General features: G+C 55.2%; 27 protein-coding genes. All 27 read right to left on the bottom strand.

Annotated elements, in window-relative coordinates:
• Positions 1–4: 4 nt before the first annotated feature.
• Positions 5–310, bottom strand: coding sequence for a 30S ribosomal protein S14 (gene rpsN / locus AL01_RS04465; RefSeq protein ID WP_077396239.1), 306 nt, complete (start codon positions 308–310; stop codon positions 5–7).
• A 131-nt stretch (positions 311–441) separates the two neighbouring features.
• On the bottom strand, positions 442–1,008 hold the full coding sequence (gene rplE, locus AL01_RS04460) for a 50S ribosomal protein L5 (RefSeq protein ID WP_077396238.1): 567 nt from the start codon (positions 1,006–1,008) through the stop codon (positions 442–444).
• A 10-nt stretch (positions 1,009–1,018) separates the two neighbouring features.
• Entirely contained in the window at positions 1,019–1,339 is a 321-nt protein-coding gene (gene rplX / locus AL01_RS04455; RefSeq protein ID WP_077396237.1) for a 50S ribosomal protein L24, read from the bottom strand.
• The gene (gene rplN / locus AL01_RS04450) at positions 1,339–1,707 is read right to left on the bottom strand and encodes a 50S ribosomal protein L14 (RefSeq protein WP_043557844.1); all 369 of its coding nucleotides are present in this window, start codon (positions 1,705–1,707) and stop codon (positions 1,339–1,341) included. The genes rplX and rplN overlap by 1 nt, the downstream gene beginning before the upstream one ends.
• 12 nt (positions 1,708–1,719) lie before the next feature.
• Positions 1,720–1,995: a 30S ribosomal protein S17 gene (gene rpsQ / locus AL01_RS04445; RefSeq protein WP_077396236.1), complete on the bottom strand. Its 276-nt coding sequence runs from the start codon at positions 1,993–1,995 to the stop codon at positions 1,720–1,722.
• Positions 1,996–2,008: 13 nt separating this feature from the next.
• Complete coding sequence (rpmC, locus tag AL01_RS04440) at positions 2,009–2,245, bottom strand: 50S ribosomal protein L29 (RefSeq protein WP_077396235.1); 237 nt, start codon at positions 2,243–2,245, stop codon at positions 2,009–2,011.
• Positions 2,246–2,247: 2 nt separating this feature from the next.
• A complete protein-coding gene (rplP, locus tag AL01_RS04435) occupies positions 2,248–2,664 on the bottom strand; it encodes a 50S ribosomal protein L16 (protein ID WP_043557840.1) in 417 nt (138 codons plus the stop codon).
• A 59-nt stretch (positions 2,665–2,723) separates the two neighbouring features.
• Entirely contained in the window at positions 2,724–3,401 is a 678-nt protein-coding gene (rpsC, locus tag AL01_RS04430) for a 30S ribosomal protein S3 (RefSeq protein ID WP_077396234.1), read from the bottom strand.
• A gap of 3 nt (positions 3,402–3,404) precedes the next feature.
• Complete coding sequence (gene rplV, locus AL01_RS04425; protein WP_077396233.1) at positions 3,405–3,830, bottom strand: 50S ribosomal protein L22; 426 nt, start codon at positions 3,828–3,830, stop codon at positions 3,405–3,407.
• Between the two features lie 2 nt (positions 3,831–3,832).
• Entirely contained in the window at positions 3,833–4,111 is a 279-nt protein-coding gene (gene rpsS / locus AL01_RS04420; RefSeq protein WP_043557836.1) for a 30S ribosomal protein S19, read from the bottom strand.
• A 16-nt stretch (positions 4,112–4,127) separates the two neighbouring features.
• Entirely contained in the window at positions 4,128–4,958 is an 831-nt protein-coding gene (gene rplB, locus AL01_RS04415; protein WP_077396232.1) for a 50S ribosomal protein L2, read from the bottom strand.
• Positions 4,959–4,976: 18 nt separating this feature from the next.
• Complete coding sequence (locus tag AL01_RS04410) at positions 4,977–5,273, bottom strand: 50S ribosomal protein L23 (RefSeq protein WP_181005181.1); 297 nt, start codon at positions 5,271–5,273, stop codon at positions 4,977–4,979.
• Positions 5,274–5,314: 41 nt separating this feature from the next.
• On the bottom strand, positions 5,315–5,929 hold the full coding sequence (gene rplD, locus AL01_RS04405; protein WP_077396231.1) for a 50S ribosomal protein L4: 615 nt from the start codon (positions 5,927–5,929) through the stop codon (positions 5,315–5,317).
• 5 nt (positions 5,930–5,934) lie between these two features.
• Complete coding sequence (gene rplC / locus AL01_RS04400; protein WP_077396230.1) at positions 5,935–6,618, bottom strand: 50S ribosomal protein L3; 684 nt, start codon at positions 6,616–6,618, stop codon at positions 5,935–5,937.
• Between the two features lie 10 nt (positions 6,619–6,628).
• Positions 6,629–6,937 (bottom strand): 30S ribosomal protein S10, encoded by a 309-nt coding sequence (rpsJ, locus tag AL01_RS04395; RefSeq protein WP_018980179.1) that lies wholly within the window; start codon positions 6,935–6,937, stop codon positions 6,629–6,631.
• Between the two features lie 114 nt (positions 6,938–7,051).
• Positions 7,052–8,242 carry an elongation factor Tu gene (tuf, locus tag AL01_RS04390; RefSeq protein WP_077396229.1) on the bottom strand — a complete coding sequence of 397 codons (1,191 nt, stop codon included), beginning with the start codon at positions 8,240–8,242 and terminating at the stop codon, positions 7,052–7,054.
• Positions 8,243–8,350: 108 nt separating this feature from the next.
• On the bottom strand, positions 8,351–8,827 hold the full coding sequence (gene rpsG / locus AL01_RS04385; RefSeq protein ID WP_043557827.1) for a 30S ribosomal protein S7: 477 nt from the start codon (positions 8,825–8,827) through the stop codon (positions 8,351–8,353).
• A 12-nt stretch (positions 8,828–8,839) separates the two neighbouring features.
• Positions 8,840–9,211 carry a 30S ribosomal protein S12 gene (rpsL, locus tag AL01_RS04380; protein ID WP_023979007.1) on the bottom strand — a complete coding sequence of 124 codons (372 nt, stop codon included), beginning with the start codon at positions 9,209–9,211 and terminating at the stop codon, positions 8,840–8,842.
• A gap of 323 nt (positions 9,212–9,534) precedes the next feature.
• Positions 9,535–13,851 carry a DNA-directed RNA polymerase subunit beta' gene (gene rpoC, locus AL01_RS04375; protein WP_077396228.1) on the bottom strand — a complete coding sequence of 1,439 codons (4,317 nt, stop codon included), beginning with the start codon at positions 13,849–13,851 and terminating at the stop codon, positions 9,535–9,537.
• A gap of 82 nt (positions 13,852–13,933) precedes the next feature.
• A complete protein-coding gene (rpoB, locus tag AL01_RS04370) occupies positions 13,934–18,100 on the bottom strand; it encodes a DNA-directed RNA polymerase subunit beta (RefSeq protein ID WP_077396227.1) in 4,167 nt (1,388 codons plus the stop codon).
• 227 nt (positions 18,101–18,327) lie between these two features.
• On the bottom strand, positions 18,328–18,702 hold the full coding sequence (rplL, locus tag AL01_RS04365; protein ID WP_077396226.1) for a 50S ribosomal protein L7/L12: 375 nt from the start codon (positions 18,700–18,702) through the stop codon (positions 18,328–18,330).
• A gap of 62 nt (positions 18,703–18,764) precedes the next feature.
• A complete protein-coding gene (gene rplJ, locus AL01_RS04360) occupies positions 18,765–19,289 on the bottom strand; it encodes a 50S ribosomal protein L10 (RefSeq protein ID WP_077396350.1) in 525 nt (174 codons plus the stop codon).
• 271 nt (positions 19,290–19,560) lie between these two features.
• Positions 19,561–20,253 carry a 50S ribosomal protein L1 gene (gene rplA / locus AL01_RS04355; protein ID WP_077396225.1) on the bottom strand — a complete coding sequence of 231 codons (693 nt, stop codon included), beginning with the start codon at positions 20,251–20,253 and terminating at the stop codon, positions 19,561–19,563.
• 3 nt (positions 20,254–20,256) lie between these two features.
• Positions 20,257–20,691, bottom strand: a complete 435-nt coding sequence (rplK, locus tag AL01_RS04350; RefSeq protein ID WP_077396224.1) for a 50S ribosomal protein L11 — start codon at positions 20,689–20,691, stop codon at positions 20,257–20,259.
• 120 nt (positions 20,692–20,811) lie between these two features.
• On the bottom strand, positions 20,812–22,416 hold the full coding sequence (locus tag AL01_RS04345; RefSeq protein ID WP_077396223.1) for an efflux transporter outer membrane subunit: 1,605 nt from the start codon (positions 22,414–22,416) through the stop codon (positions 20,812–20,814).
• Positions 22,416–23,762 (bottom strand): efflux RND transporter periplasmic adaptor subunit, encoded by a 1,347-nt coding sequence (locus tag AL01_RS04340; RefSeq protein WP_077396222.1) that lies wholly within the window; start codon positions 23,760–23,762, stop codon positions 22,416–22,418. The genes AL01_RS04345 and AL01_RS04340 overlap by 1 nt, the downstream gene beginning before the upstream one ends.
• A complete protein-coding gene (locus AL01_RS04335) occupies positions 23,759–26,938 on the bottom strand; it encodes an efflux RND transporter permease subunit (protein WP_077396221.1) in 3,180 nt (1,059 codons plus the stop codon). Before AL01_RS04335 ends, AL01_RS04340 begins: the two co-directional genes overlap by 4 nt.
• Between the last annotated feature and the right edge of the window lie 43 nt (positions 26,939–26,981).

The following is a 26,981-nucleotide window of genomic DNA, read 5'->3' as shown; positions in this document are numbered from 1 at the left end:
CCTTTTACCAGCTGGACTTGACCATGCCGGGGATCTGCCCCGTAGAAGCAAGGTCACGCAAAGCAATACGGCACAGCTCAAACTTACGGTAGTTCCCACGGGGACGACCAGTCAGTTTGCAACGCAGACGCACGCGAGTCTGAGACCCATTGCGCGGCAGCTTGGCCAGTTTCAGTGTCGCTTCGAAGCGCTCCTCCATGGAGAGAGAGCGGTTCTTGATAGTATTTTTGAGAGCGGTCCGCTTTTCATGGTCACGCTGCGCCATGGCAGCACGACGATTATTACGGTTCACCGCAGAGACTTTCGCCATCTCGAATCTTCTCCCGGAACCTGTCAGGCCTATCCCGACGGTTTTCCAATCACCGGACTTGTAACGGAAACTCCCCCCTCATGTGAAGGGGGAAAGTCCACTTTTCCGTGATTGATACGAAAAATTGTCGCTCAGGACACGAACGGCAGATCAAATGCCTTCAGAAGAGCCTTGGCTTCTTCATCTGTCTTTGCCGTTGTCACAAAGATGATGTCCATACCACGGATAGCATCAACTCTGTCATAATCAATTTCCGGGAACACAATCTGCTCTTTCAGACCCATGGCAAAATTGCCACGACCATCAAAGCCCTTGTTCGCCGGAAGACCGCGGAAGTCACGGATACGCGGCATAGCAATCGTCACCAGACGATCCAAGAACTCGTACATACGAGCCTTACGCAGCGTTACCTTACAACCGATCGGCAGTCCTTCACGAATACGGAAACCCGCAACAGCCTTACGTGCCACAGTCTTGACAGGCTTCTGACCAGAGATCAGAGCCATTTCTTCAACAGCAGCATCCAGCTTTTTCTGATCAGCAGCAGCTTCACCGACACCCATGTTCAAGACAATCTTCTCGAGCTTGGGAATCTGCATGTCGCTCTTATACCCAAACTGCTCACGCAGCTTAGCGCGGAGCTTGTCCTGATATTCCTGCTGCAGACGGGGCAGAACGGCATTCTTGTTATCGCTCATCGTTCGCTCCTCAGCCTTCGATCACTTCGCCGGTCACCTTGGCGACACGAACCTTGCGACCATCTTCCAGAACACGGAAACCAACACGAGTCGGTTTACCACTCTTCGGGTCGATCAGCTTCAGATTGGACAGATGAATCGGCATCTCACGCTCGATGATACCGCCACCCTCGCCCATGCGGTTCGGCTTTGTATGGCGCTTGGCAACAGCCACACCACGCACAACAGCCTTCTCCACCTTCGGCAGGACAGAAAGAACTTCCCCACGCACACCGCGGGAGCGTCCTGTCAGGACCAGAACCTGATCACCTTTTTTGATACGTGCAGCCATTACAGCACCTCCGGAGCCAGGGAGATGATCTTCATGAACTTGCGGGCACGCAGCTCACGAACAACCGGGCCAAAGATACGCGTACCAATCGGCTCCTGCTGTTTATTCAGCAGGACAGCAGCGTTCCGATCGAAGCGGATGGCAGAGCCATCAGCACGGCGCACCGGATAAGATGTGCGAACGATGACGGCCTGATGGACATCACCCTTCTTCACCTTACCGCGGGGAATTGCTTCCTTGACGGATACGACAATGATGTCGCCGACCGAGGCGGTCTTCCTCTTGGAACCACCCAGCACCTTAATGCACTGCACCCGACGTGCGCCGGAGTTGTCAGCTACGTCAAGGTTGGTCTCGGGATGAATCATATGTCTACCCCCTTATGCGCCGACGGAAGACGAAGCTGCCTCAGCAACATCGACTCCATTGCGGGAAATGACCGTCCACGTCTTACGCTTGGAGAGAGGTGCGCACTCAACGATGCGAACCACATCACCAATCTTGCATGCATTGGCATCATCATGCGCTGCATACTTTTTGGAACGGCGGATAAACTTCTTGTAGAGCGGGTGCATCACACGACGATCAACAAGAACGGTAACCGTCTTGTCCATCTTATCGCTTGTCACTCGCCCTGTCAGGACGCGCCTTGGCATCGTCCGTCTCCTCTCAGGACTTAGCGGCGGACGTTTTTGCGCCCGCACGGTTCTTCGACTGGGTCAGCAATGTTTTGATACGAGCGACAGCACGACGCACGATCTTAACACGGCTGGTGTTCTCGGACTGGCCTGTAGCCGCAGAGAAACGCTGATTAATCTGCTCACGCTTCAGATCGATCAGGAGAGCCTTGAGCTCATCCTCACTCTTTGCGCGCAGCTCAGCAACCTTATAGGTCGTCTCAGCCATTCTCAAGCCTCCCCGATACGCTGAATGAACTTGGTCTTAATCGGCAGCTTTGCAGCAGCCAAGCTAAGGGCCAAGCGAGCAACCTCCGGTGGCACCCCTTCGATTTCGAAGAGGATACGGCCCGGCTTCACGCGGGCTGCCCAATACTCGGGGTTACCTTTACCGGAACCCATACGCACTTCTGCAGGCTTTGTCGAGACCGGAGTGTCCGGAAAAATCCGAATCCAGACGCGACCAGCACGCTTCATGGCACGTGTAATGGCACGACGGGAGGCCTCAATCTGGCGAGCTGTAATACGCTCCGGCTCCAGAGCCTTCAGACCATACGCACCAAAATTCAGCTGCGTACCGCCCTTGGCCATCCCATGAATACGGCCCTTGTGGGCCTTACGAAACTTTGTCCGCTTTGGAGAAAGCATGATTTTCTATCCTCACATCAAGCACCTCGGATAAAGAACGGGGGATAAACCCCCGCCCTTCAACGCTGAGGAGCCTGCTCCGCAGCACGACGGTCCTGAGCCATCGGATCGTGAGCCAGGATCTCACCTTTGAAGATCCAGACCTTCACGCCGCAGGAACCGTAAGTGGTGTGCGCTGTAGAAGTCCCATAGTCAATGTCGGCACGCAGTGTATGCAGCGGTACACGACCTTCGCGATACTGCTCGTCACGAGCAATCTCAGCGCCACCAAGACGACCGCTGCAGGTCACGCGGATACCCTGGGCACCCAGACGCATAGCAGACTGAATGGAGCGCTTCATAGCCCGACGGAAAGCAACACGACGTTCCAGCTGCTGGGCGATGTTGTCAGCCACCAGAGTCGCATCGATTTCCGGCTTACGGATCTCGACAATATTCAGGGCGACATCAGCCTTAGCCATGGCACTAAGGGTCTTGCGCAGAGCGTCAATGTCCTGCCCCTTCTTACCAATAATGACACCAGGGCGTGCCGCATAGATCGTCACGCGAGGCTTCTTGGCCGGGCGCTCAATAACCACACGGGAAACACCGGCGCCAGAAAGCTTCTTACGCAGGAACGCACGCAGCTTAAGGTCTTCATGGAGCAGACGGGCATAATCCCCGCCTGCATACCAGCGACTGTCCCACGTACGATTGACACCGAGCCGCAGCCCGATCGGATTAACCTTATGTCCCATAGATCAGGCTGCCTTCTGCTCTTTGGAGTTCTTGCCGGCCTTAGGGGCTTCTTCAGCCTCGGCACGCTCAGCAACAACAATCTTCAGGTGGCTGAAAAACTTCTCAACACGAGCAGAACGGCCACGGCCACGTGCATGGAAGCGTTTCATCACGATGGACTTGCCGACCTCAGCAGTTTTCACCACCAGCTTGTCAACATCAAGCTGATGATTGTTCTCTGCATTGGCCACGGCACTCTCAAGAGCCTTCTTGACCTGCTGGGCAATGCGGCGACGTGAGAACGTCAGTGCAGCAATGGCCTTATCAGCCGGCTGGTTGCGGATCGTAGCAGCAACCAGATTCAGCTTACGCGGGCTAACACGAATATTACGGGCAACAGCCTGCGCTTCTGTATCAGCCAGGGTACGGATATGCTTAGGCTTACTCATGCTCAGCCTCGCTTCGACTTCTTATCGGAACCGTGACCGGTATAAGTACGGGTGGGTGAGAACTCACCGAACTTATGACCAACCATATGCTCCGTTACCTGCACAGGCAGGAACTTCTGACCATTATAGACGCCGAACGTCAGCCCGACGAACTGCGGCAGGATGGTGGAACGACGAGACCAAATCTTGATCACCTCATTCCGGCCCGATGCACGAGCCTTCTCAGCCTTACCAAACAGATACCCGTCGACGAACGGGCCTTTCCAGACGGAACGTGCCATCTTCTATGCCCCTCTCTTACTTGCCGGTTTTACGACGACGGATAATCAGGCTGTCCGTCTTCTTGTTGGTACGGGTCTTGTAGCCCTTGGTCGGCACACCCCACGGTGTGACAGGATGACGACCACCAGAGGTACGTCCCTCACCACCACCATGCGGATGGTCAACAGGGTTCATGACCACACCACGGTTATGCGGACGACGGCCCATCCAACGGCGACGACCAGCTTTACCGAAATGCTGGTTCATGTTGTCTGGGTTAGAAACCGCACCAACAGTTGCCATGCACTCAGCGCGCACGATGCGCAGCTCACCGGACTGCAGCTTGATCTGTGCGTAGCCAGCATCCTTACCCACGAGCTGGGCATAGTTACCAGCAGAACGAGCAAGCTTGCCGCCAGCACCGGGCTTCAGCTCGATGTTATGGATGATCGTACCAACCGGCATGGAGGCCAGCGGCATCGCATTACCCGGACGGACGTCAGCATGATGGGAGGCAACCACGCGGTCACCTGCCTTCACACGCTGCGGAGCCAGAATATAGGCCAGCTCACCGTCTTCATAACGCACCAGTGCAATGAAGGCCGTACGGTTTGGATCATATTCCAGACGCTCAACCGTACCGACAACATCGAACTTGCGACGTTTAAAATCAACATAACGGTAAGACTGCTTGTGCCCGCCACCACGGAAGCGCACAGTCGTACGCCCGTAGTTATTACGACCACCAGTCTTGTTCTTACCTTCCGTAAGCTGCTTGACGGGCTTGCCCTTCCAGAGCTCGCTCCGGTCAATCAGCACGGTTCCACGAGTGCTTGGTGTCGTGGGATTAAAGTGCTTCAATGCCATGGTATCTTACCCCGCGCCTCAACCAAGCTTCGCTGTAAGGTCAATGGACTGACCCTCAGCAAGCTGGACATACGCCTTCTTGATGTCAGAACGGCGACCTGGACGACCTTTGACGCGCTTTGTCTTACCCTTCTGGATCAGGGTGCTGACACCAGCAACCTTCACATTGAAGAGCTTCTCAACAGCGACCTTGATCTGCGGCTTCGTTGCTTCCAGTGCCACCTTGAACACAACCTGGTTCTTTTCAGAAGCCATGGTTGCCTTTTCAGTGATCAGCGGTGCACGCAGCACATCAAACAGAGCTTCCTGAGACAGACCAGCAGCCGCCTTACGTGCATTCAGAACTGTTTTCGTTGTCATGCCAGACGCTCCTTGAGACCCTCAAGAGCAGCTTGGGTAATCACCAGCACGTCATGCTTGAGAATATCATAAACATTTGCCCCGATCGTGGGCAGGAGATCAATCTTGGGCAGATTGGCAATCGCACGAGCAAACGGCTGATCTGCCACCTGATCCACGATCAGAGCAGAAGAGCAACCAAGTGCCTTCAGACGAGCTGCAGCCTCACGAGTCTTCTCAACGCCAGCCAGATCCTTCAGAATGATCAGCTTGCCATCGGCAGCCTTCTGAGAAACAGCGGAACGCAGGCCAAGACGACGCACCTTCTTAGGAAGGTCGAAGCCATGATCACGCACGACAGGACCATGAACAACACCACCAGTACGGAACTGCGGCGCTCTCAAAGAACCCTGACGGGCGGAGCCTGTTCCCTTCTGACGATAGGGCTTCTTGGTTGTGCCCGAAACGACACCCCTACCCAGCGTTGCGTGTGTACCAGCGCGACGCTTGGCAAGCTGCCAGTTCACGACGCGGGCCATGATGTCCTTGCGGGGAACAATCCCGAAAATCTCTTTCGGCAGTGCGACTTTGCCGTCACTCCCGTTTTCGAGGGTTTTGATATCGTATTCCATATCCCTCACCCGGCGGCCTCAACGGTCGCTGCCGGATATGGCGCGTCCGCATTACGGGCCTTCTTGATTGCATCGCGAACCAGAACAACACTGTTCTTGGCACCTGGGATAGCACCGCGCACCATAATCAGGTTACGCTCTTCATCCACAGCAGCAATTTCGAGGTTTTGTGTTGTCACACGCTTGTCACCAAGGTGACCAGCCATCTTCTTGCCCTTAAAGACCTTACCAGGATCCTGGCGCTGACCTGTAGAGCCGTGAGAACGGTGACTGATGGACACACCGTGCGTAGCTTCAAGCCCGGCAAAGTTGTGGCGCTTCATAACACCAGCAAAACCTTTACCCTTACTCCGGCCTGTGACGTCCACCTTCTGACCAACCACGAAATGGGCGGCAGAAAGCTTCGTGCCCGGCTCCAGAACGGCATCTTCTGCCACACGGAACTCGGCCAGTTTCTTCTTAGGCTCAACCTTCACACGGGCAAAGTGCCCACGGTTCGCTTTCGTGACGTGCTTGGCCTTTGCAGCCCCCATACCGAGCTGGATAGCCGTGTAGCCATCACGCTCCTGTGTACGGGCATCCACAACCTCGACATTATCAAGGTGCAGCACCGTCACCGGCACATGTGTGCCGTCTTCTTTAAAGAGCCGGGTCATCCCCAGCTTTTTTGCAATCAATCCGGTACGCATCGTCTGGACCTTAGAGTTTAATCTCGACATCTACGCCAGCGGCGAGATCGAGCTTCATGAGGGCGTCCACGGTCTGCGGGGTCGGCTCGACAATGTCGAGCAGCCGACGGTGAGTTCTCATTTCGAACTGTTCGCGGCTCTTCTTATCCACATGCGGTGAACGATTCACAGTAAACCGGGCAATATGCGTCGGCAGGGGGATAGGACCCCGAACCCGCGCACCCGTACGCTTCGCCGTATTGACGATCTCTTTCGTGCTGTTGTCCAGCACGCGATGATCATACGCTTTAAGGCGAATGCGGATGTTCTGGTCGTCCATGATTTCACTTCATCCTTAATAAACCGGATGCCGTCCTACTGCATTTCTTTCAGAAATGGAACCCCGGCCGAAGAAAATTCGACCGGGGCCCCACATTCTAAAGCCAGCAGGGACTTAGGCGCTGATGGAAGCCACCACGCCGGCACCCACTGTACGGCCACCTTCACGAATAGCGAAGCGGAGACCTTCGTCCATGGCGATCGGAGCGATCAGCTCGACATCCATGGTTGCGTTATCACCCGGCATCACCATTTCGGTGCCTTCCGGCAGAGTCACAACACCAGTCACGTCCGTTGTACGGAAGTAGAACTGCGGACGATAGTTGGTGAAGAACGGTGTATGACGGCCACCTTCTTCCTTCGTCAGGATGTAGGCCTCAGCCTTGAACTTGCTGTGCGGGGTGATGGTGCCCGGCTTTGCCAGAACCTGACCACGCTCAACATCTTCACGCTTCGTACCACGCAGCAGAGCACCGATGTTATCACCAGCCTCACCGCGATCCAGCAGCTTACGGAACATTTCAACGCCCGTTACTGTTGTCTTGACGGTGGGACGCAGACCAACGATCTCGACTTCATCACCAACGTTGACTTCACCACGCTCGACACGGCCGGTCACAACCGTACCACGACCGGAGATGGAGAACACGTCTTCGATCGGCATCAGGAACGGACGGTCAACCGGACGCTCCGGCTGCGGGATGTAGCTGTCAACAGCCTTCATCAGCTCAAGGATAGCTTCCTTACCCTGTGCCGGGTTGCCATCTTCCAGAACGGCAAGAGCAGAACCCTTGACGATGGGGATATCATCGCCCGGGAAGTCGTAGGAGGACAGAAGCTCACGAACTTCCATCTCCACCAGCTCCAGCAGCTCCGGATCGTCAACCTGGTCAACCTTGTTCAGGAAGACAACCAGAGCCGGCACACCGACCTGACGAGCCAGCAGGATGTGCTCACGTGTCTGCGGCATCGGGCCGTCAGCAGCGGACACAACCAGGATGGCACCATCCATCTGGGCAGCACCGGTGATCATGTTCTTCACATAGTCAGCGTGGCCGGGGCAGTCCACGTGAGCATAGTGACGGTTTTCCGTCTCGTACTCAACGTGAGCTGTGGAAATCGTAATACCACGAGCGCGCTCTTCAGGAGCCTTATCGATCTGGTCGTAGGCACTGAAGGTTGCACCACCGGTCTCAGCCAGTGTCTTTGTGATTGCAGCCGTCAGCGTGGTCTTACCATGGTCAACGTGACCAATCGTGCCGATGTTAACATGCGGCTTATTACGCTCAAATTTAGCCTTTGCCATCGTCTCTCTCCAAAACCTTGGCCCGGCAAGGGCCAGAGGTATGACTGAAACTTCATGCTGGCCATTCTGGAAACCAGGAAATGGCCAGAAGCCCTACTACTGGTAAAATTACCAGCGATAATGGCTGAATGCCTTGTTGGCTTCAGCCATACGGTGCGTGTCTTCCCGTTTCTTGACGGCTGCACCACGGTTATTCACCGCGTCCATCAACTCATTGGAAAGACGGTCCTGCATGGTGTTCTCACCACGCTTGCGGGACGCCTCAATCAGCCAGCGAATAGCCAGCGCCTGACGGCGTTCTGCACGAACCTCTACCGGAACCTGATAGGTCGCACCACCAACACGGCGGGAACGAACCTCAACAGCCGGCTTTACGTTATCCAGCGCTGAGTGGAACATTGCCACAGGGTCAGCAGAGGACCCGCCACGCTTACGCAGCACTTCCAGTGCTCCATAAACGATACGCTCAGCAGTAGATTTCTTACCATCATACATCAACGCATTCATAAAACGCGTAATGACGGCATCTCCGAATTTCGGATCGGGAAGGATCTCACGCTTAACAGCGCGATGACGGCGACTCATTCCAAATACCCCTTATTTCGGCCGCTTGGCGCCATACAGCGAACGGCGCTGACGGCGTTTTGCGATACCCTGCGTATCCAACACACCACGAAGGATGTGGTAACGCACACCGGGAAGATCCTTCACGCGACCACCGCGGATAAGAACGACACTATGCTCCTGAAGGTTGTGGCCTTCACCAGGAATATAGCTCACCACCTCATACCCGTTGGTCAGGCGCACCTTGGCGACCTTACGCAGGGCGGAGTTCGGTTTTTTCGGCGTTACAGTATAAACACGTGTGCAAACACCACGCTTCTGCGGACATCCCTGCAGAGCAGGAACCTTGTTCCGCTTCGCGGCCGGCTCCCGGCCCTTTGCGATCAACTGGTTGATGGTCGGCATGCGCCCTTCCCAATCCTTGTCCATATGCTGGCAGGGAGTATCCCTGCCACGACATTCCGTTCTAACCGACACGCGGCTGAACCGCCTGTCTTCGCACGATTGCACAGAAGAAAGGAAAGAATCTTCCCTCCTCCAAAGCTACTTGCCTCTGGACTTAACCTTTTTTTCTAAGAAACAAAAGTAGTACCAGATGCTATTTTTTATTCTGGGACGATTCCTTCACCTTAAGAGGCGGGAACTGTCTAAGGCGCGGACCCTAAGTGGGCTTGCCCCAAGAGTCAAGCCTCTCCGCTTTCGCAGAGAGGCTTAACCACCAGAATTCCTTACTCAGCAGCGTCTTCTACCTCAGCCAGACCCTTATTGAGGCGGGCTGGGGCGTCATCTACTGCGAGATTACGCAGACGCCGCATGGCTCCCCCCGTCCCTGCCGGGATGAGGCGACCCACAATCACGTTTTCCTTAAGACCGCCCAGTGTGTCGATTCTACCAGATGTGGCAGCATCGGTAAGCACACGCGTGGTCTCCTGGAAGGACGCTGCAGAGATAAAGGACTGCGTCTGCAGGGATGCCTTTGTGATACCCTGAAGAATTGGCATGGCCTTGGCCGGCTCACGCCCCTGCTCCTGCAGCATCCGGCTATCCCGCTCGAACTCGATCCGGTCGACAGTCTCACCAATAAGGTAAGTGGAGTCACCCGGCTCCAGAATTTCCACCTTCTGCAGCATCTGACGAACAATCACTTCAATGTGCTTGTCGTTAATCTTCACACCCTGCAGACGATAGACGTCCTGAATCTCGTTAACGAGGTAGTCTGACAGAGCCTCCATACCCATGACCTTGAGAATGTCATGCGGCACACGAGGACCATCCACGAGCGGATCACCCTTCTGGACGAAGTCACCTTCCTGCACGGAAATATGCTTGCCCTTAGGGATGAGATAATCCGTCCGTTCGCCCGTCTCATCGTTATGTACGATAACACAACGCTTCGACTTATAGTCCTTACCAAACTCAATACGGCCATCACCTTCGGCAATAATCGCATGGTCCTTCGGACGACGAGCCTCGAACAGCTCAGCCACACGTGGCAGACCACCGGTAATATCGCGCGTCTTGGAGCCCTCACGCGGAATACGTGCCAGCACGTCACCCGCATGGACCACAGCCCCATTCTCCACAGACAGAATACTGTCAGGAGACAGGAAGTAACGAGCCTCGTTACCATTGGCCAGACGGACCACGTTACCGTCAGCATCCTTAAGCTGCAGGCGAGGACGCAGGTCCACACCCTTGGCAGCCTGCTTATAGTCCACGACCACGCGTGAGGTCAGACCCGTCACCTCGTCAACCCGCTCAACCAGTGTGATACTGTCGATCAGATCCTGATACTCGACTGTACCAGCCTGCTCGGTGATGATCGGCAGTGTGTACGGATCCCACTCTGCCATCTTATCACCACGCTTGACCTCCTGCCCTTCGGCAACCATCAGGCGGGCACCGTAAGGCACACGGTAACGGGCTTTCTCCGCACCAGTCTCGTCAATAAGCAGAATCTCACAGTTCCGGGACATAACCACAGGAACATTCTGGGAGTTCTGAACGACGTTTCGGTTACGAATGGTCACCTTACCATCACGGAAGGCTTCGACCATGGACTGTTCAGCACCACGGGTCGCCGCACCACCAATATGGAAGGTACGCATCGTCAGCTGTGTACCCGGCTCACCAATGGACTGAGCAGCGATAACGCCTACAGCCTCACCGATATTCACCGGCGTACCACGCGCCAGATCACGGCCATAGCAATGGGCGCAGATGCCGGCCTTGCTGTCACAGGTCAGAACGGAGCGGATCTCAACCGCTTCGATCCCTGCCCCTTCGAGCAGTTCGACATCAGCCTCGTCCAGAAGGCGATTCCGGGGAAGCAGTTTCTCACCTGTCATCGGATGGAAAGCATCCTGAGACAGGGTACGCCCCAGAGCACGTTCTGCAAGGGAGGCCACGACCTCACCACTATCCGTCACTGCCCGGACAACCAGACCACGCTCGCTGCCGCAATCCGTTTCGGTGATGATGCAATCCTGCGCCACATCCACCAAACGGCGTGTCAGGTAACCGGAGTTAGCCGTCTTCAGCGCCGTATCGGCAAGCCCCTTACGGGCACCATGGCTGGATGTGAAGTAATCAAGAACCGACAGACCTTCTTTAAAGTTGGCCACAATCGGCTGCTCGATAATCTCACCAGATGGCTTCACCATCAGGCCACGCATACCGGCCAGCTGCTTCATCTGAGCCGGTGACCCACGGGCCCCGGAGTGGCTCATCATCCAAACAGAGTTGGTCGGCTTACCCGGTACCTGCTTGGAAATCTCCTTAAGCATGGCCGCCTGCACTTCATCCGTACAACGGGACCAAGCATCCACCACCTTGTTATAGCGCTCGCCAGCGGTGATCAGACCTTCCTGATACTGCTGCTCAAACTCTTTAACCTCTTCCGTGGTCTTGTTCACAAGAGTGGTCTTTTCGGCCGGAACGATCATATCGTCCTTACCGAAGGAAATACCAGCCTTAGCGGCGTGACGGAAACCGAGAGCCATGAGACGATCACAGAAGATAACCGCCTCTTTCTGCCCACAATGACGATACACAGTATCAATCACATCGGACACCAGCTTCTTTGTCAGCTGACGGTTAATCAGGCTGAACGGAACAGCTGGATGCTTCGGCAGAATCTGGGCGATCAGGGCACGGCCCGGTGTTGTCAGAATTGTCTGACGAACCGGCTTACCGTCCTCATCCTGAGCATCCAGACGCAGACGAATCTTATCGTGCAGCTTCAGGGCATTGGACAGCAGAGCTGCTTCAATTTCCGCAACTGCCGCATAGGCAGGCGGAGCCGCCTTAATGACCTTGCCATCCTTGATCTCAGCTTCATCCGGCGTAAGGCGATATTCAGGCACCTCAAGGCTCAGATAATACAGACCAAGCACGATGTCCTGAGACGGCACGATGATCGGCTTACCATTAGCCGGGCTGAGGATGTTGTTAGTGGACATCATCAGCACACGGGCTTCCAGCTGGGCCTCCAGCGAAAGCGGCACATGCACAGCCATCTGGTCACCGTCAAAGTCCGCATTAAAGGCGGTACAGACCAACGGATGCAGCTGAATAGCCTTACCTTCCACGAGGCTCGGCTCAAACGCCTGAATACCCAGACGGTGCAGGGTCGGCGCACGGTTCAGCATCACCGGATGCTCACGGATAACCTCTTCGAGGATATCCCAAACTTCCGGACGCTCTTTCTCAACCATCCGCTTTGCGGCCTTGATGGTCGTAGCGTGACCGTACTTCTCCAGCTTGGAATAAATGAACGGCTTGAACAGCTCCAGAGCCATCTTCTTAGGAAGACCACACTGATGCAGCTTCAGCTCCGGCCCCACCACAATCACGGAACGACCAGAATAGTCCACACGCTTACCGAGCAAGTTCTGACGGAAGCGGCCCTGCTTCCCCTTCAGCATATCGGAAAGGGATTTCAGCGGACGTTTATTGGCACCAGTGATAGCACGACCACGACGACCATTGTCGAACAGCGCATCAACAGCTTCCTGCAACATACGCTTTTCGTTACGGACAATAATGTCCGGCGCACGCAGTTCAATCAGCCGCTTCAGACGGTTGTTACGGTTGATAACACGGCGATACAGGTCGTTCAGGTCGGATGTAGCGAAACGCCCACCATCCAGCGGCACAAGCGGACGCAGTTCCGGCGGGATCACGGGCACGATGTCCATGATCATCCATTCCGGACGAGCACCACTTTCCACGAAGGACTCGACCATCTTGAGACGCTTGACCAGCTTCTTGCGGGCCGCTTCGGATGTCGCCTTGCGCAATTTCTTGCGCATGATCGTCTTTTCCGAATCGCCTTCCATCACCTCGGCGTCATAATCAAACGGATCCGGCTCACCACGCTCACGAGCGGCACGGCTCAGCTCGGCTTCCTGTGCGTTCGGCAGACCCCAGTCATAGCTGGACAGCGCACGCTTGATCACCTCGGCACCAATGCCGACATCCAGACCATCATCAGCGAATTCATCCATCAGCTCTTCGCAACGGATTTCATCCAGCAGATATTGGTCACGACGCTTGCCGTGCTTGTAAGACTCGACCTGATCAGATTCACAGACGCCCTTGTCGAGCACCAAGAACTTCTCAAAATACAGAACCGGCTCAACATCCTTGAGCGGCAGGTCCAGCATCGTGGCGATACGGCTCGGCAGGGACTTCAGGAACCAGATATGGGCGACCGGTGAAGCGAGATCGATGTGCCCCATCCGTTCACGGCGGACCTTGGCCAGCGTCACCTCGACACCGCACTTCTCACAAACGATCCCACGGAATTTCATCCGCTTGTACTTACCGCAGAGGCACTCATAGTCCTTGGTCGGACCAAAGATCCGAGCACAGAAGAGACCGTCACGCTCCGGCTTGAAGGTACGATAGTTGATCGTTTCCGGTTTTTTGATCTCGCCATAAGACCATGACCGAATCTGCTCGCTAGAAGCAAGCAGGATTCGAATCTGGTCAAATGTGCCTGACTGACCAGACTGACCGAGAATCTTCATGAGTTCGTTCATTTGCCGAAACCCCACTGTGCCGGACGGCGTCCCGCCGGCACGTTAAACATGAACAATGAAGAAGAAGCGGAAAGCACTGCCCTCACAGCCCTCCCTGCTCAAGTTCGACATTCAGACCAAGCGACTTCAGTTCCTTCACCAGAACGTTGAAGCTCTCTGGAATACCAGCTTCAAAGTCGTCCTGCTCACGAACGATCGCCTCATACACCTTCGTACGGCCGGACACATCGTCCGACTTCACGGTCAGCATTTCCTGAAGCGTATAAGCTGCACCGTATGCCTCCAGTGCCCAGACCTCCATCTCACCGAAGCGCTGACCACCGAACTGCGCCTTACCACCAAGCGGCTGCTGGGTAACCAGCGAGTAAGGACCGATCGAACGAGCATGAATCTTGTCATCAACAAGATGATGCAGCTTCAGCATGTAGATGTAACCCACAGTAGACTGACGCTCGAACCTCTCGCCCGTACGTCCGTCAATCAGCTGGGACTGACCACTTTCGCTGACACCCGCTTTCTTGAGCATTTCTTCAATGTCAGGAATGGAAGCACCATCGAACACCGGCGTAGCAATCGGCACACCTTTGCGCAGATTGTTGGCTAGCTCGATCAGCTGATCATTGTCCATCGTGGCAATATCTTCATCGAAGATCTTCTCGCCATAGACATCTTTCAGGCGATCCAGCAGCTCCTGACGACGCTCACCCGTACGCTGGTATTCATCAACCATCGCACCGATGCTCTGACCGATATTGGCACAAGCCCAGCCCAGATGTGTCTCCAGAATCTGCCCCACATTCATGCGGGACGGCACACCCAGAGGGTTCAGCAGCAGATCAACCGGCTGACCATTCTCAAGGAACGGCATGTCCTCAACAGGAACAACACGGGAAACCACACCCTTGTTACCATGACGACCAGCCATCTTATCGCCCGGCTGAAGCTTACGCTTCACAGCGATGAAGACTTTAACCATCTTCATCACACCCGGTGGCAGTTCGTCACCACGCTGGAGCTTCTCGACCTTGTTGTCGAAGCGGTTGTTAATGCGCTTGATAGCACCATCAAACTCACGGCAGAGCGTCTCCAGCTCGGCCATAACAGCGACATCGGCAACCGGAATGTTGCGCCACGTCACACGGGGATGCTCACCCAGCAGCTCTGCCGTGATCGGCGTACCAGCACGAACACCCTTGAAGCCTGCGGCAGCTTCCTGCCCGATCAGACGCTCCTTGAGACGGTTATAGAAACTACGCTCCTGAATGGCCCGCTCATCGTCACGGTCCTTGGCCAGACGTTCGATCTCGGCGCGCTCGATCGCCATGGCGCGCTCGTCCTTGTCCACACCACGACGGGAGAAGACACGGACATCAACCACCGTCCCACTCGTGCCCGGGGGCAGCTTGAGGGAGGTGTCGCGCACGTCAGAGGCTTTCTCACCGAAGATGGCACGCAGAAGTTTTTCTTCCGGTGTCATCGGGCTTTCACCCTTCGGTGTGACTTTACCAATCAGGATATCGCCCGGGTTGACCTCAGCACCGACATAGACAATGCCAGCCTCATCGAGGTTGCGCAGAGCTTCCTCACCGACATTCGGAATATCACGGGTGATCTCTTCCTGGCCCAGCTTGGTATCACGAGCCATAACCTCGAATTCTTCAATATGAATTGAAGTAAAGATGTCATCGCGAGCAATACGCTCAGAGATCAGGATGGAGTCCTCAAAGTTGTAACCATTCCATGGCACGAAGGCCACGAGCACGTTACGACCCAGAGCCAGCTCACCAAGCTCGGTGGACGGACCATCAGCAATAATGTCACCAGCAGCAACCAAATCACCAACCTTCACCAGCGGACGCTGATTGAGGCAGGTGGACTGGTTGGAACGCATATATTTACGCAGACGGTAAATATCCACGCCCTGAGTTGCACCCTGTTCGTCCGTAGCACGGATCACGATACGGGCACCATCCAGCTGGTCCACCACACCGCCACGCTTGGCAATGATAGTCGCACCAGAGTCATGCGCCACGGGGCCTTCCATGCCGGTACCAACAAGCGGAGCATCAGCCCGTACCAGCGGCACAGCCTGACGCTGCATGTTGGAACCCATCAGTGCACGGTTGGCGTCATCGTTTTCCAAGAACGGAATCAGCGCAGCAGCCACAGAGACCAGCTGCTTCGGTGACACGTCACAGGCAGTTACCTGCTCCGGCGGCACAAGGCGGAAGTCACCAGTCTGACGAACTGCTACCAGCTCATCGGTCAGGCGGTTATCGCTCTGCTTAGCATCAGCCTGCGCCACCAGGAGACGCTCTTCTTCCATGGCGGACAGATACTTCCAACCATCCTGGAAGACCCCATCCTTCACCAAGCGATAAGGCGTCTCAATAAAGCCGTACTTATTCACCTTGGCATAGGTAGCCAGAGAGTTGATCAGACCAATATTCGGCCCTTCAGGTGTTTCAATCGGGCAGATACGGCCGTAATGGGTCGGATGAACGTCACGAACCTCGAAGCCTGCACGCTCACGGGTCAGACCGCCCGGACCAAGTGCCGACAGACGGCGCTTATGGGTCACCTCGGAGAGAGGGTTGGTCTGATCCATGAACTGGCTAAGCTGGGAGGAGCCGAAGAACTCACGCACAGCGGCAGCAGCGGGCTTGGCGTTGATCAGGTCATGCGGCATGACCGTATCAATATCGACAGACCCCATACGCTCACGGATAGCACGCTCCATGCGCAGCAGACCGATGCGATACTGATTCTCCATCAGCTCGCCAACGGAACGAACACGGCGGTTACCGAGGTTGTCGATGTCATCGACCTGACCACGGCCATCCTTGAGATCGCACAGAATCTTGACCGTCCGCAGAATGTCTTCCTTACGCAGCGTCCGCAGCGTATCGGGAGCATCCACATCCAGACGCATGTTCATCTTCACACGACCGACAGCAGACAGGTCGTAACGATCCTGAGAGAAGAACAGACCACGCAGCATAGCTTCCGCTGTCTCACGGGTCGGCGGCTCACCGGGGCGCATGATACGATAAATATCGATCAGAGCCTCTTCTCGTGAGGTGTTCTTATCCGCCATCAGCGTGTTGCGGATCCACGGACCATGCGTGCCATCAATGGCCAGAACCGGAAGTTCCTTCAGGCCCAGATCTTCCAGCTCGGTCAGCTTCTCTTCGGTCAGTTCTTCACCGGCCTCGGCATAAATCTCACCGGTCTTCTCATTGACAAGGTCATGAGCGATGAAACGGCCCAGAATATCCAGACGCCCCACCTGCACGACACGGGTCTTTTCGGCGATTTTACGAACGAGACGCGCCGTCAGCTTCGTTTCAGCATCCGCAACAACTTCACCAGTATCCGCATCTACCAGCGGGCTGAGAAGTTTCAGACCACGGAAGGCATCCGGCTCGAACGGACGAGCCCACTCGCTACCCATGCGAGTGAAAGGCACAATACCGTAGAAGGTGGCGAGGATCTCATCCTCATCCATACCGGTGACTTCGAGCGCATCAACATCACCGCCCTCAGCCAACTTACCCTCACGAGCTGTGAGATAGTTCTGCCCCTCAAGCGCATAAAGCAGTGTTGTAACCGGCAGCTTACGCTTACGGTCGATACGGACATGGATAATGTCTTTCGCATCGAACTCGAAATCGAGCCAAGAACCACGATAAGGGATGATACGAGCGGCAAAGAGATACTTCCCAGAGGAATGTGTCTTGCCTTTATCGTGATCGAAGAACACACCGGGGCTACGGTGCATCTGAGAAACGATGACACGCTCTGTCCCGTTGATGATGAAGGTCCCGTTATCCGTCATGAGCGGCATATCGCCCATATAAACCGGCTGCTCCTTCAGATCGTGAATGGAGCGGGTCCCTGTATCTTCATCAATATCCCATGTTGTCAGACGCAGAATGACCTTCAGCGGAGCTGCATAGGTCAACCCACGCTGGATGCACTCTTCCACGTCATATTTCGGTTCTTCGAATTCATAATACTGGAAGTCCAGCCGACCACGGCCAGCGAAATCATGAATCGGAAAAACTGAACGGAACACCTCCTGAAGGCCAGCCGGCTCGCGGCTGTCGGGGCGAACATTCATCTGCAGGAAAGCTTCATAAGAAGCCCGCTGCACGTCAATCAAATTAGGCATCGGCGCAATTTCGGGAATGCGCCCGAAACTCTTGCGGATCCTCTTACGCCCTGTGAACGATTTTGTGATCGCCATCTTATCCTGCCTCTGAACCAGACCTTCAAGTCGTCCGCTATATGACCATCCCATTACCCCATGGAATATCAGACGACTTGAACGGCTGGCTTAATTCTGTCCATGACGCGTGACGGAATGCCTTGTATAGACACTTTTCCTGTCAACGGCAAATGGGGCGGGCACCATAAAGCACCCGCCCACTCGCTCCAACGGCTTCCCCTAAGGGGACCGCATGGATGTAACTCTTACTTGATCTCGACTGTAGCGCCGTTATCTTCCAGAGCCTTCTTGATCTTCTCTGCCTCGTCCTTCGTGGCGCCTTCCTTGATGGTCTTCGGAGCGCCTTCGACCAGGTCCTTAGCTTCCTTCAGGCCCAGGCCTGTGATGCCACGGATTTCCTTGATGACGTTGATCTTCTTGTCACCAGCCTTGGCCAGCACGACGTCGAACTCTGTCTTCTCAGCAGCAGCTTCACCACCAGCAGCCGGAGCAGCAGCAGCAACAGCCACCGGAGCAGCAGCGGAAACGCCCCACTTCTCTTCGAGCAGCTTGGACAGCTCAGCAGCTTCCAGAACGGTAAGAGCGGACAGTTCGTCAACCAGTTTTGCCAAATCGGCCATGATAATATCCTCTAAGATGCGTAAATATCAGGCGGCTTCGCTCATGCGGGCCACCTTGTTAATCAAGCGGCTTCCGTGTCGCCTGTTCTGGCATAGGCACCAAGAACGCGAGCAAGCTGCCCAGCCGGAGCCTGGGTGACGCCTGCAATGCGGGTTGCCGGGGTACTGATCATACCAACCAGCTGTGCACGCAGCTCGTCCAGAGATGGCAGGGATGCCAGTGCCTTGACGCTATCAGCCGTAAGAGTCTGATTGCCAAGGGCACCACCAAGTACCACCAGCTTGTCATTCTTCTTGGCGAACTCGACCAGCACCTTTGCCACGCCAACCGGCTCATCCGACCAAGAAATGGCCGTCGGGCCTTTAAGCAGCGGCGCAATGCCGTCGAACTGGGTCCCATCCAGAGCACGGCTGACCAGCCGGTTCTTCGCGACCCTGTATGTCGCACCCACAGCGCGGATGTTACGACGCAGCTCTGTCGCATCAGCAACCGTCAGACCCAGATTCTGGGTGACGATAACCATGGACGTGCTACCGAACACTTTGCTGAGGGACTCGACAAAGGCCCGTTTTTCCGTACGGTCCAAAACCTTGTCTCCTCGGTTAGTCCGATCATCTCGGACCAGGTTACCCATAGGTCCTGCCCTACCTTACGGCATAACAAGACCCGCTCGCCTGTCCATATTGAGGAAGACCGCATCGCACCCGAGGGCTATAATACGTTCTACCCGTCTCACGCCTGCGCCCCTCTAGGGCTTTAAGGAACCACGTCCCACATGCGTTCTAGGACAGGAAAAGGGAGCAGCGAACTGCTCCCACACCATTCCGAAAAATGGCGATTCCTTAATCTCTCGTCAATCAGCCTTCGAAGCTGGAGAGATCAATACGCACACCTACTCCCATTGTGGAAGAAAGTGAAGCTTTTTTCAGGTAAGTTCCCTTCGCACCGGACGGACGAGCCTTCTGCAGGGCATCCACCAGAGCCTTCACGTTCTCAGCAAGCTGAGACTCGGAGAAGGAAGCCTTACCAACGCCAGCATGAACAATACCAGCACGCTCTGCGCGATATTCCACCTGACCGGACTTAGCAGCCTCGATAGCACCCTTGACGTCCATCGTCACGGTACCGAGACGGGGGTTCGGCATCAGACCACGCGGACCAAGGATCTTACCAAGACGACCCACCAGAGCCATCATGTCCGGTGTAGCAATGCAGCGATCGAACTCGATCTCGCCAGCCTGCACCTTCTCGGCCAGGTCTTCAGCACCGACAACCTCGGCACCAGCGGCAGTTGCTTCCTCAGCCTTCGGGCCACGAGCAAACACACCAACGCGCAGTGTCTTACCTGTACCGTGCGGCAGGGAGATCAGGCCACGAACCATCTGATCGGCATGACGAGGGTCAACACCCAGACCGATAGCGAATTCAACCGTCTCATCGAACTTAGCCGTTGCGTTGCCCTTTACCAGAGCCACAGCTTCATTCAGGGAGTACAGCTTATCAGCCTCAACCTTGGAGCGCAGAGCAGCAATACGTTTATTCTTGGCCATGTCTTAGCCCTCCACCACATCAAGACCGATGGAACGGGCGGACCCAGCCAGCATACGCACGGCACCATCGATGTCGTTTGCGTTCATGTCCTGGAACTTCTTCTCAGCGATTTCACGCAGCTGGGAAGTCGTCACGGACCCGACAGACGCAGCACGGCCAACCGTTTGAGACCCCTTGGTGATCTTAGCAGCCTTCAGCAGGAAGTAAGTGTTCGGCGGTGTCTTCGTGATGAAGGTGAAGGTGCGATCCGCATAGGCAGTGATCACAACCGGGATCGGCATACCCGGCTCGAGACTCTGCGTCTTTGCGTTAAATTCCTTACAGAACTGCATGATGTTCAGACCGCGCTGACCCAGCGCCGGACCAACCGGCGGAGACGGGTTAGCCTTGCCAGCCGGAATCTGCAGTTTGATGTAGCCAACTACTTTTTTGGCCATATCCGGGACTCCCTGATTTATAGTTCCCGAACCGTGGTTGAGACGGCAGGGATCATCCCCGCCTCCCACGTTCGACTGAGAGGGTGCCTAGACCATTCCCCCCATAGCGTCAAGCTGGAATCAGGGATGAGCTGGCACGGCGGCCTTCCCTGTCAGATCACTTTCAGCAGCCGGGGGTTGAATCTCAGACCCTTTCTGCTGTGTCCCCACCGGGACCTCTCCAGCAGGCCGAGCATGATGGAGACCCTCATACTGTAACGGTCCAATCGGATCGATGCTCTTAATGTCCGGTAGCAACGTGTTTGACCACCCCCCACCAAGGGCACGAATCAGCCGGACCGTGGACTGCACCTGCCTCGTCTGCGCCTGAACCTCCAGCAAACGAGCCTTAAGGGCATCCTGCTGCGCTACCAGTGCATCCAGATAGTTTGTCAGCCCGCCCGTATAAAGAGCCATCGTCATAGCCTGCGTCCTCAAGGCGGCATCTACAGCCTGATGCTGCTGCAGCTGCTCCTGATGATACAAGGCTGTCTGACTCAAACCATCTTCCACGTCCTGAAACGCAGCAAGAACCGTAGCTCGGTAGGAATCCACACGCTCCCGATACTGCGACCATGCCCGTTGCAGGGCAGCACGCCGCATTCCACCCGTAAAGAGCGGCTCCACAGCTTGCACAGCCACCCGCCAGAACGCCTTAGCAACACTAGCGAGGTCAAACCCGGCGTCCTCAAACCCGCCTGTCGCACTGATAGTAATGTGCGGATAAAAGGCTGCTCTGGATACACCGATGGCGCGTGCTGCCGCAGCCATTTGACGCTCACTCACAGCAACGTCAGGTCGTCTTTCCAGCAAGGTAGAAGGTATCCCTTCCTTGACCCGGATCGTATCAAAATGAAGCCGGAAATCCTTGATCGGCTGAATGTGGAAGCTGGTAGGTGCCACATTGACCATGACAGCAATGGCATGTTCCTGCACCTGCCGGGTCGCCAATAAATAGCTTTGTGCCGCCTGAGCGGAATATAGCTCATTCTCCGCACGGGACACATCTAGCCCTGCTCCGATGGCTCCGCCCTGCCGGAGACGGGTGATCTCCACTGCCGTACGGAAATACCGGATAGAATCGTCATACACAGCCAGCTGCGCATCAATCCCACGCAGTGCCATATAATTTGATGCAAGCTCTGCCTGAAGGCTCAACCTCGTCAGGGCATATTCAGCCGCTCCGGCCTGTGCCAGATTCTTCTGCATATGCGTCTGATTACGGATGGCATCCCAGAAATCCGGCTCCCACGTGGCTGCCCCGCTGTAGGCCACATTGGATTCATAAATAGGTGTATTATTGGTACGCCGCAGGAAAAGCCGCCCTTCCGACTGCTTATTCCGGCTCATCTGCGCCCCACCGGCGATCTGAGGATACAGTCGGCTTTCTGTCTCACGGGCGATATCACGCTCCTGCGTGAAAACTTCTGCCGCCGCCTGAAGGTCAGGGTTATAAGCGTTCAGCCGTTCTTCAAGCTCATCAAGCTGGGGATCGTGAAAAATCTTCCACCACTCTCCCCTTACGACCGCATCAGCAGGCTTGGCATTACCCATGATGCCTTTGCCTTCCCAGCCATCAGGATAGATGAAATGCGGCGTCTGGTATTTCGGGGCCAGATCACATGATGTCAGAAAAAACGATAATCCACCCGCCAACAGCGGCAGCTTCCGCCATGTCCTCATCATCAGTGCTGCCCCTGTTTGGTCGGCGCAGGTGCCGCTCCACCCTCACCCGGTTTTGGCTGATCGTCCGCGCTGTTTTCTTCCGGTGGCGGCATAGCACCGACACGGCGCAAATCGTTTGACGTCACATTCGGAACAGGCTTTTCCAGCTCCTTCGGTTTCACGTCATTATAACCACGGGTCGGCGTCACAACTCGGACTTCATCGCCATCCAGCATATCCGCCGTTGGGTTAGCCACAATCTCATCATTCAGAGACATGCCGGAAAGCACTTGTGTCGTCATGCCGAAATTCGTGCCGACCTGCACGGTTTCCAGCCTGATATGATTATTAACGACCTTAGCCACCTGCATTCCCTGCGCCCGGAAAATGAGCGCACTAGTCGGCACAATCAGCACATCCGGGTCACCCGGAGCCTGAATATGGGCCGTAGCGTAGGAATTGGGCCAAAGCAGCCCATCGGGATTATCCAGAACCAACTCGGTTGTCACTGTCCGGGTAGAGGCATTGAAGGCATTGGCCGTTGCCAGGAAACGCGCCTTAAACACACGCCCCGGATATTGAGGGACGCTCAGCTCCGCACTGATGCTCGGTGAAATGACACTCGCAAAATCCTGCGGGACGGACACAAAAACACGTATCCGATGCACATCCGCCACAGAGAAGAGTTCAGCAATGGCACCACGGGAATTGAGGTTACCCCCCGCAGCATTCACATAGTCCCCGACATTAACCAGACGGGATGTCACAATCCCATCGAACGGAGCTACGATCCGCTTGAAATTTTCCAGAGCCTCCACCCGTTCAACTTCATGAGCAGCGGCATCAAGCTCAGCCTTCTGGGCGGCAGCATTGGCGGCCTGCACGTCCACCTCCTGCCGGGATACAGCCTGTGTTCCCCGCAGAGCAGTCCAACGTTTTGTTGTAATGAGAGCCAACTGATAGCGGGCATTGACGACCTCATAATGCGCCTTGGCTGCTGCGTATTGGGCATCGATGCTTGGTGTGCTGACTTCGGCCAACAGGTCGCCACGTTTCACGTGGGCACCGTAGTCCTTGTACCACATCTTCACATAGCCGGAGACCTGCGCATAAATCGGCGCCTCGTACCATGCAGCCAGATTGGCGGGCAGGTCCACAGTCCTAGTCGCTGGTCCCGGTTGGGCCTTTATTAGCACAACACGGGCAATAGAACTATCCTGCGTCTCCCGCACTAATTCCCGCTTATGCAAGGCCCGCTGCACGAGACCCAGCACGACCAACCCGACCAGCACGGCCAGAACTATCAGAATCAGCAAACGCCCCTTACCACGGGCCACAGATGATGTCTGATTGGTGGACGGCTTCATGAAGGTTCTCCTTCTGGAGTGGTCTGGTCACCCTTCGGGGCACCGCCATGGATCAGAGCAAAAACACAGGGAACAAACAGTAGCGTTGCTACTGTTGCCATCAATAGCCCTCCGATGACCGCCTTGCCCAGTGGCGCATTGGAGGAATTACTGATGGACATTGGGACCATACCGATCATCATAGCAAGAGCCGTCATCAGCACGGGACGAATACGCTCGAACCCAGCTTCGGAAGCAGCAAGAACGGCATTACCGTGCGCTTCCAGACGTTCCCGAGCGAAAGCCACAACAAGCACGGCGTTAGCGGTGGCCGTCCCCATACACATAATAGCCCCTGTCAGAGCTGGAACGGACAATGTGGTATGGGTCAGGAACAGGCTCCACGAAATACCACCCAGAGCCGCTGGCAGAGCCATGATGATAACGAATGGGTCCAGCCATGACTGAAAATTCACGACAATAATCAGATAGACCAGCACAATGGAGAGCAACAGCCCACCAATCAGCTGGACATAGGCATTATTCATTGTCACGACTTGGCCACGTACCACCATGCTGGAGCCACGCGGCAGATTGGGGCGGACTTTCTCTACCTCTCGCCCAACAGCCCGGGATAAGGTCCCAAGGTCTACACCTTCCGCAGCGACATAAATGTCGAACACCGGCATGATATTATAGTGGGAGACTTCCGCCGGAGTGCCCGTCTGCACAATATGACTGACCCCTCCCAGAATCTGCATGGTTCCATTCTGGGGGTTCCCGTCCCCTCTATCAATGGGCATTTTCTCAAGGTCATTGAGTGTCTGGAGATAGGTGGCAGGAGCCTGCACATCAATCAACTGAGATGTGCCCTGCGGGTTGAGATAGTACGTCTGACCAACCTGCGAACTCCCTGAAAGGGTCGTCAGGACATTAAAGGCAATATCTTTTTCGGTAATCCCCGTACCCATGGCGAAGCTACGATGAGCATTGATGAGCATGGTCGGCTGTGTCATCGGCTGCTGCACGCTGACATCCACAGCACCGGGGATCTGCCGAAGATGCTGCGCTAGATGAACAGCAAAATCATAATTATGTTGGAGGTCACGCCCAACGATCTGCACATCAATAGGGGAAGGTAGACCGAAATTGAGAATCTTGGCGGTAAGGTCACCCGGCTGGAAGGTAAAACCTATCCCCGGAAAAGCCGCCCCGAGAGACCGGCGCAGTTGCTTCCGGTAATCGGAGATTGGACTCTCTGAATCCTCCAGCTGGATCGTCACATCGCAATCCTGCGCCCCCGTTGTGGGAGAAGGCACCATTGCCTGATTCATCTGACTCATCGGCAGGCCGCAGTTATTGACGATCAACTTCACCTGACCGGGTAAAGTCTCCCGAATTTTCTTCTCGATCAGACCACTTAATTTTGCACTTTCTTCAATACGGGTGCCGACCGGTGCCCGAAAATGCATCTGCATAGTCCCGGATTTAATCTCCGAGAAGAAATCCTGCCCAACAAAGAAAAGAAGAAGGAGAGACGCCAGCGCACCGGAAAGGAACAGAGCGATGAATTTTGTTCTGATCGACAGAGCAGTCAGCAGGATACCATGATAACCTTGCCTGAACTGTTCAAAATAAGACTCAAATTTTTCCTGAAACCTGCCGAAGAAGCCCTTCTTCCGGCTCGCATAATCTGGATGTCGCTGTTTTTCCACCTGAGCCGCCAGCAGCCAGTTCGCCATTGTCGGCACGAGCGTTCTGGAAAGAATGAAAGAAGCGATCATTGCGAAAATGATAGCCTCGGCCATGGGCATGAACAGCCAACCCGCAACGCCTGTCAGCTCAAAGAGAGGGAACCAAACGATACAGATACATGTTGTCGAAACAAATGTCGGGATGACAATCTGATTAGCGGCATCGACAATGGCAGGCTCAAGCTCCTTGCCCATATGAAGATGAGCATCGATATTCTCAATCATCACCGTGGCATCATCCACGAGAATACCGACAGCCAGTGCCAACCCGCCCAGCGTCATCACATTAATGGACTGCCCTGCCAAACTGAGGCCGATCAAGGCTGAGAGCATGGCTAGAGGAATAGACACGGCCACAATCACAGTCGAACGCCATGACCCCAGGAAAAGCAGAACGGTCAGGCTGGTCAGAATGGCAGCGGTAATCATTTCCCGCACCACATCAACAACGGATTCCTTCACGAAACTGGAAGCATCCGTCAGCACATCCATGCTTGTACCGGGAGGCAGTGTCTTCTGAATGTCAGGCAGTAACTTTTTGATCCCGCTCACCACATCCAGCGTTGAGGCATTACCGCTTTTCAGAATAACGATCATCACCGCCTGCTTGCCCCGCACCAGCACGGCATTGGTCTGCGGCGGGCCGCCTTTATGCACCCAAGCGACATCCCTCAGATAGATGACGGAATTGCCCACCTGTTTGATGGGCATTCGGTTAAAGGCTGCAATATCCAAAGGTGCAGAGTTAGTCCGCACCATGAAATCCATAGCCCCGACCTTCTGGTCTCCAGCCGGAAGAACGATATTCTGCTTATTCAATGCACTGGCCACATCAACAGCGGAAAGCCGATGGGCCAGCAGCTTCACTGGGTCGATGTCCACCATAATATCCGCCGCTACCCCCCCATAAGGGTTGGGGATAGCCGTCCCCGCCACAGAAACAAGTTCAGGACGGATAAGGTTGGAAGCCATATTGTAGACTTCCGAAGCGGACATATTGGGGTTATTGACCTGTAGGGTCAGCACCGGGACAGAAGATGCATCCAGTGCCAAAATAAGCGGCGGCGTAGCCCCAGTGGGAAGCTGCTTGATGACCGTCTGCGATACAGAAGTAATCTGCGTCTGCGCTACGCTAACATCTGTGCCCGGTTGGAAGAAAACCTTGACGATCCCTCGCCCGTAATAGGAGCTACTCTCGATATGTTCGATATTATTTACGGTCGCTGTTAGCGTTCGCTCATAATAATAAACAATACGACCTGAAACTTCCTCCGGCATCAGCCCGGTATAAGACCAGACAACCGCAACGGTCGGAATCTTGATGTTGGGGAAAACATCCGTTGGTGTTCCCAAAATGGCCCTCACCCCGAAGATGAGGATCATGATGGACATGACAACAAACGTATAAGGCCGCCGCAGGGCTGTCAGGACGATGGCATTCATGACAGGCAATAACCTACACTAGAGATATGCAGTCCCGGCGGAG

The organism is Bombella intestini, assembly GCF_002003665.1.
GTDB classification, from domain to species: domain Bacteria; phylum Pseudomonadota; class Alphaproteobacteria; order Acetobacterales; family Acetobacteraceae; genus Bombella; species Bombella intestini.
This window is presented reverse-complemented; position numbering and strand designations above follow the sequence as displayed.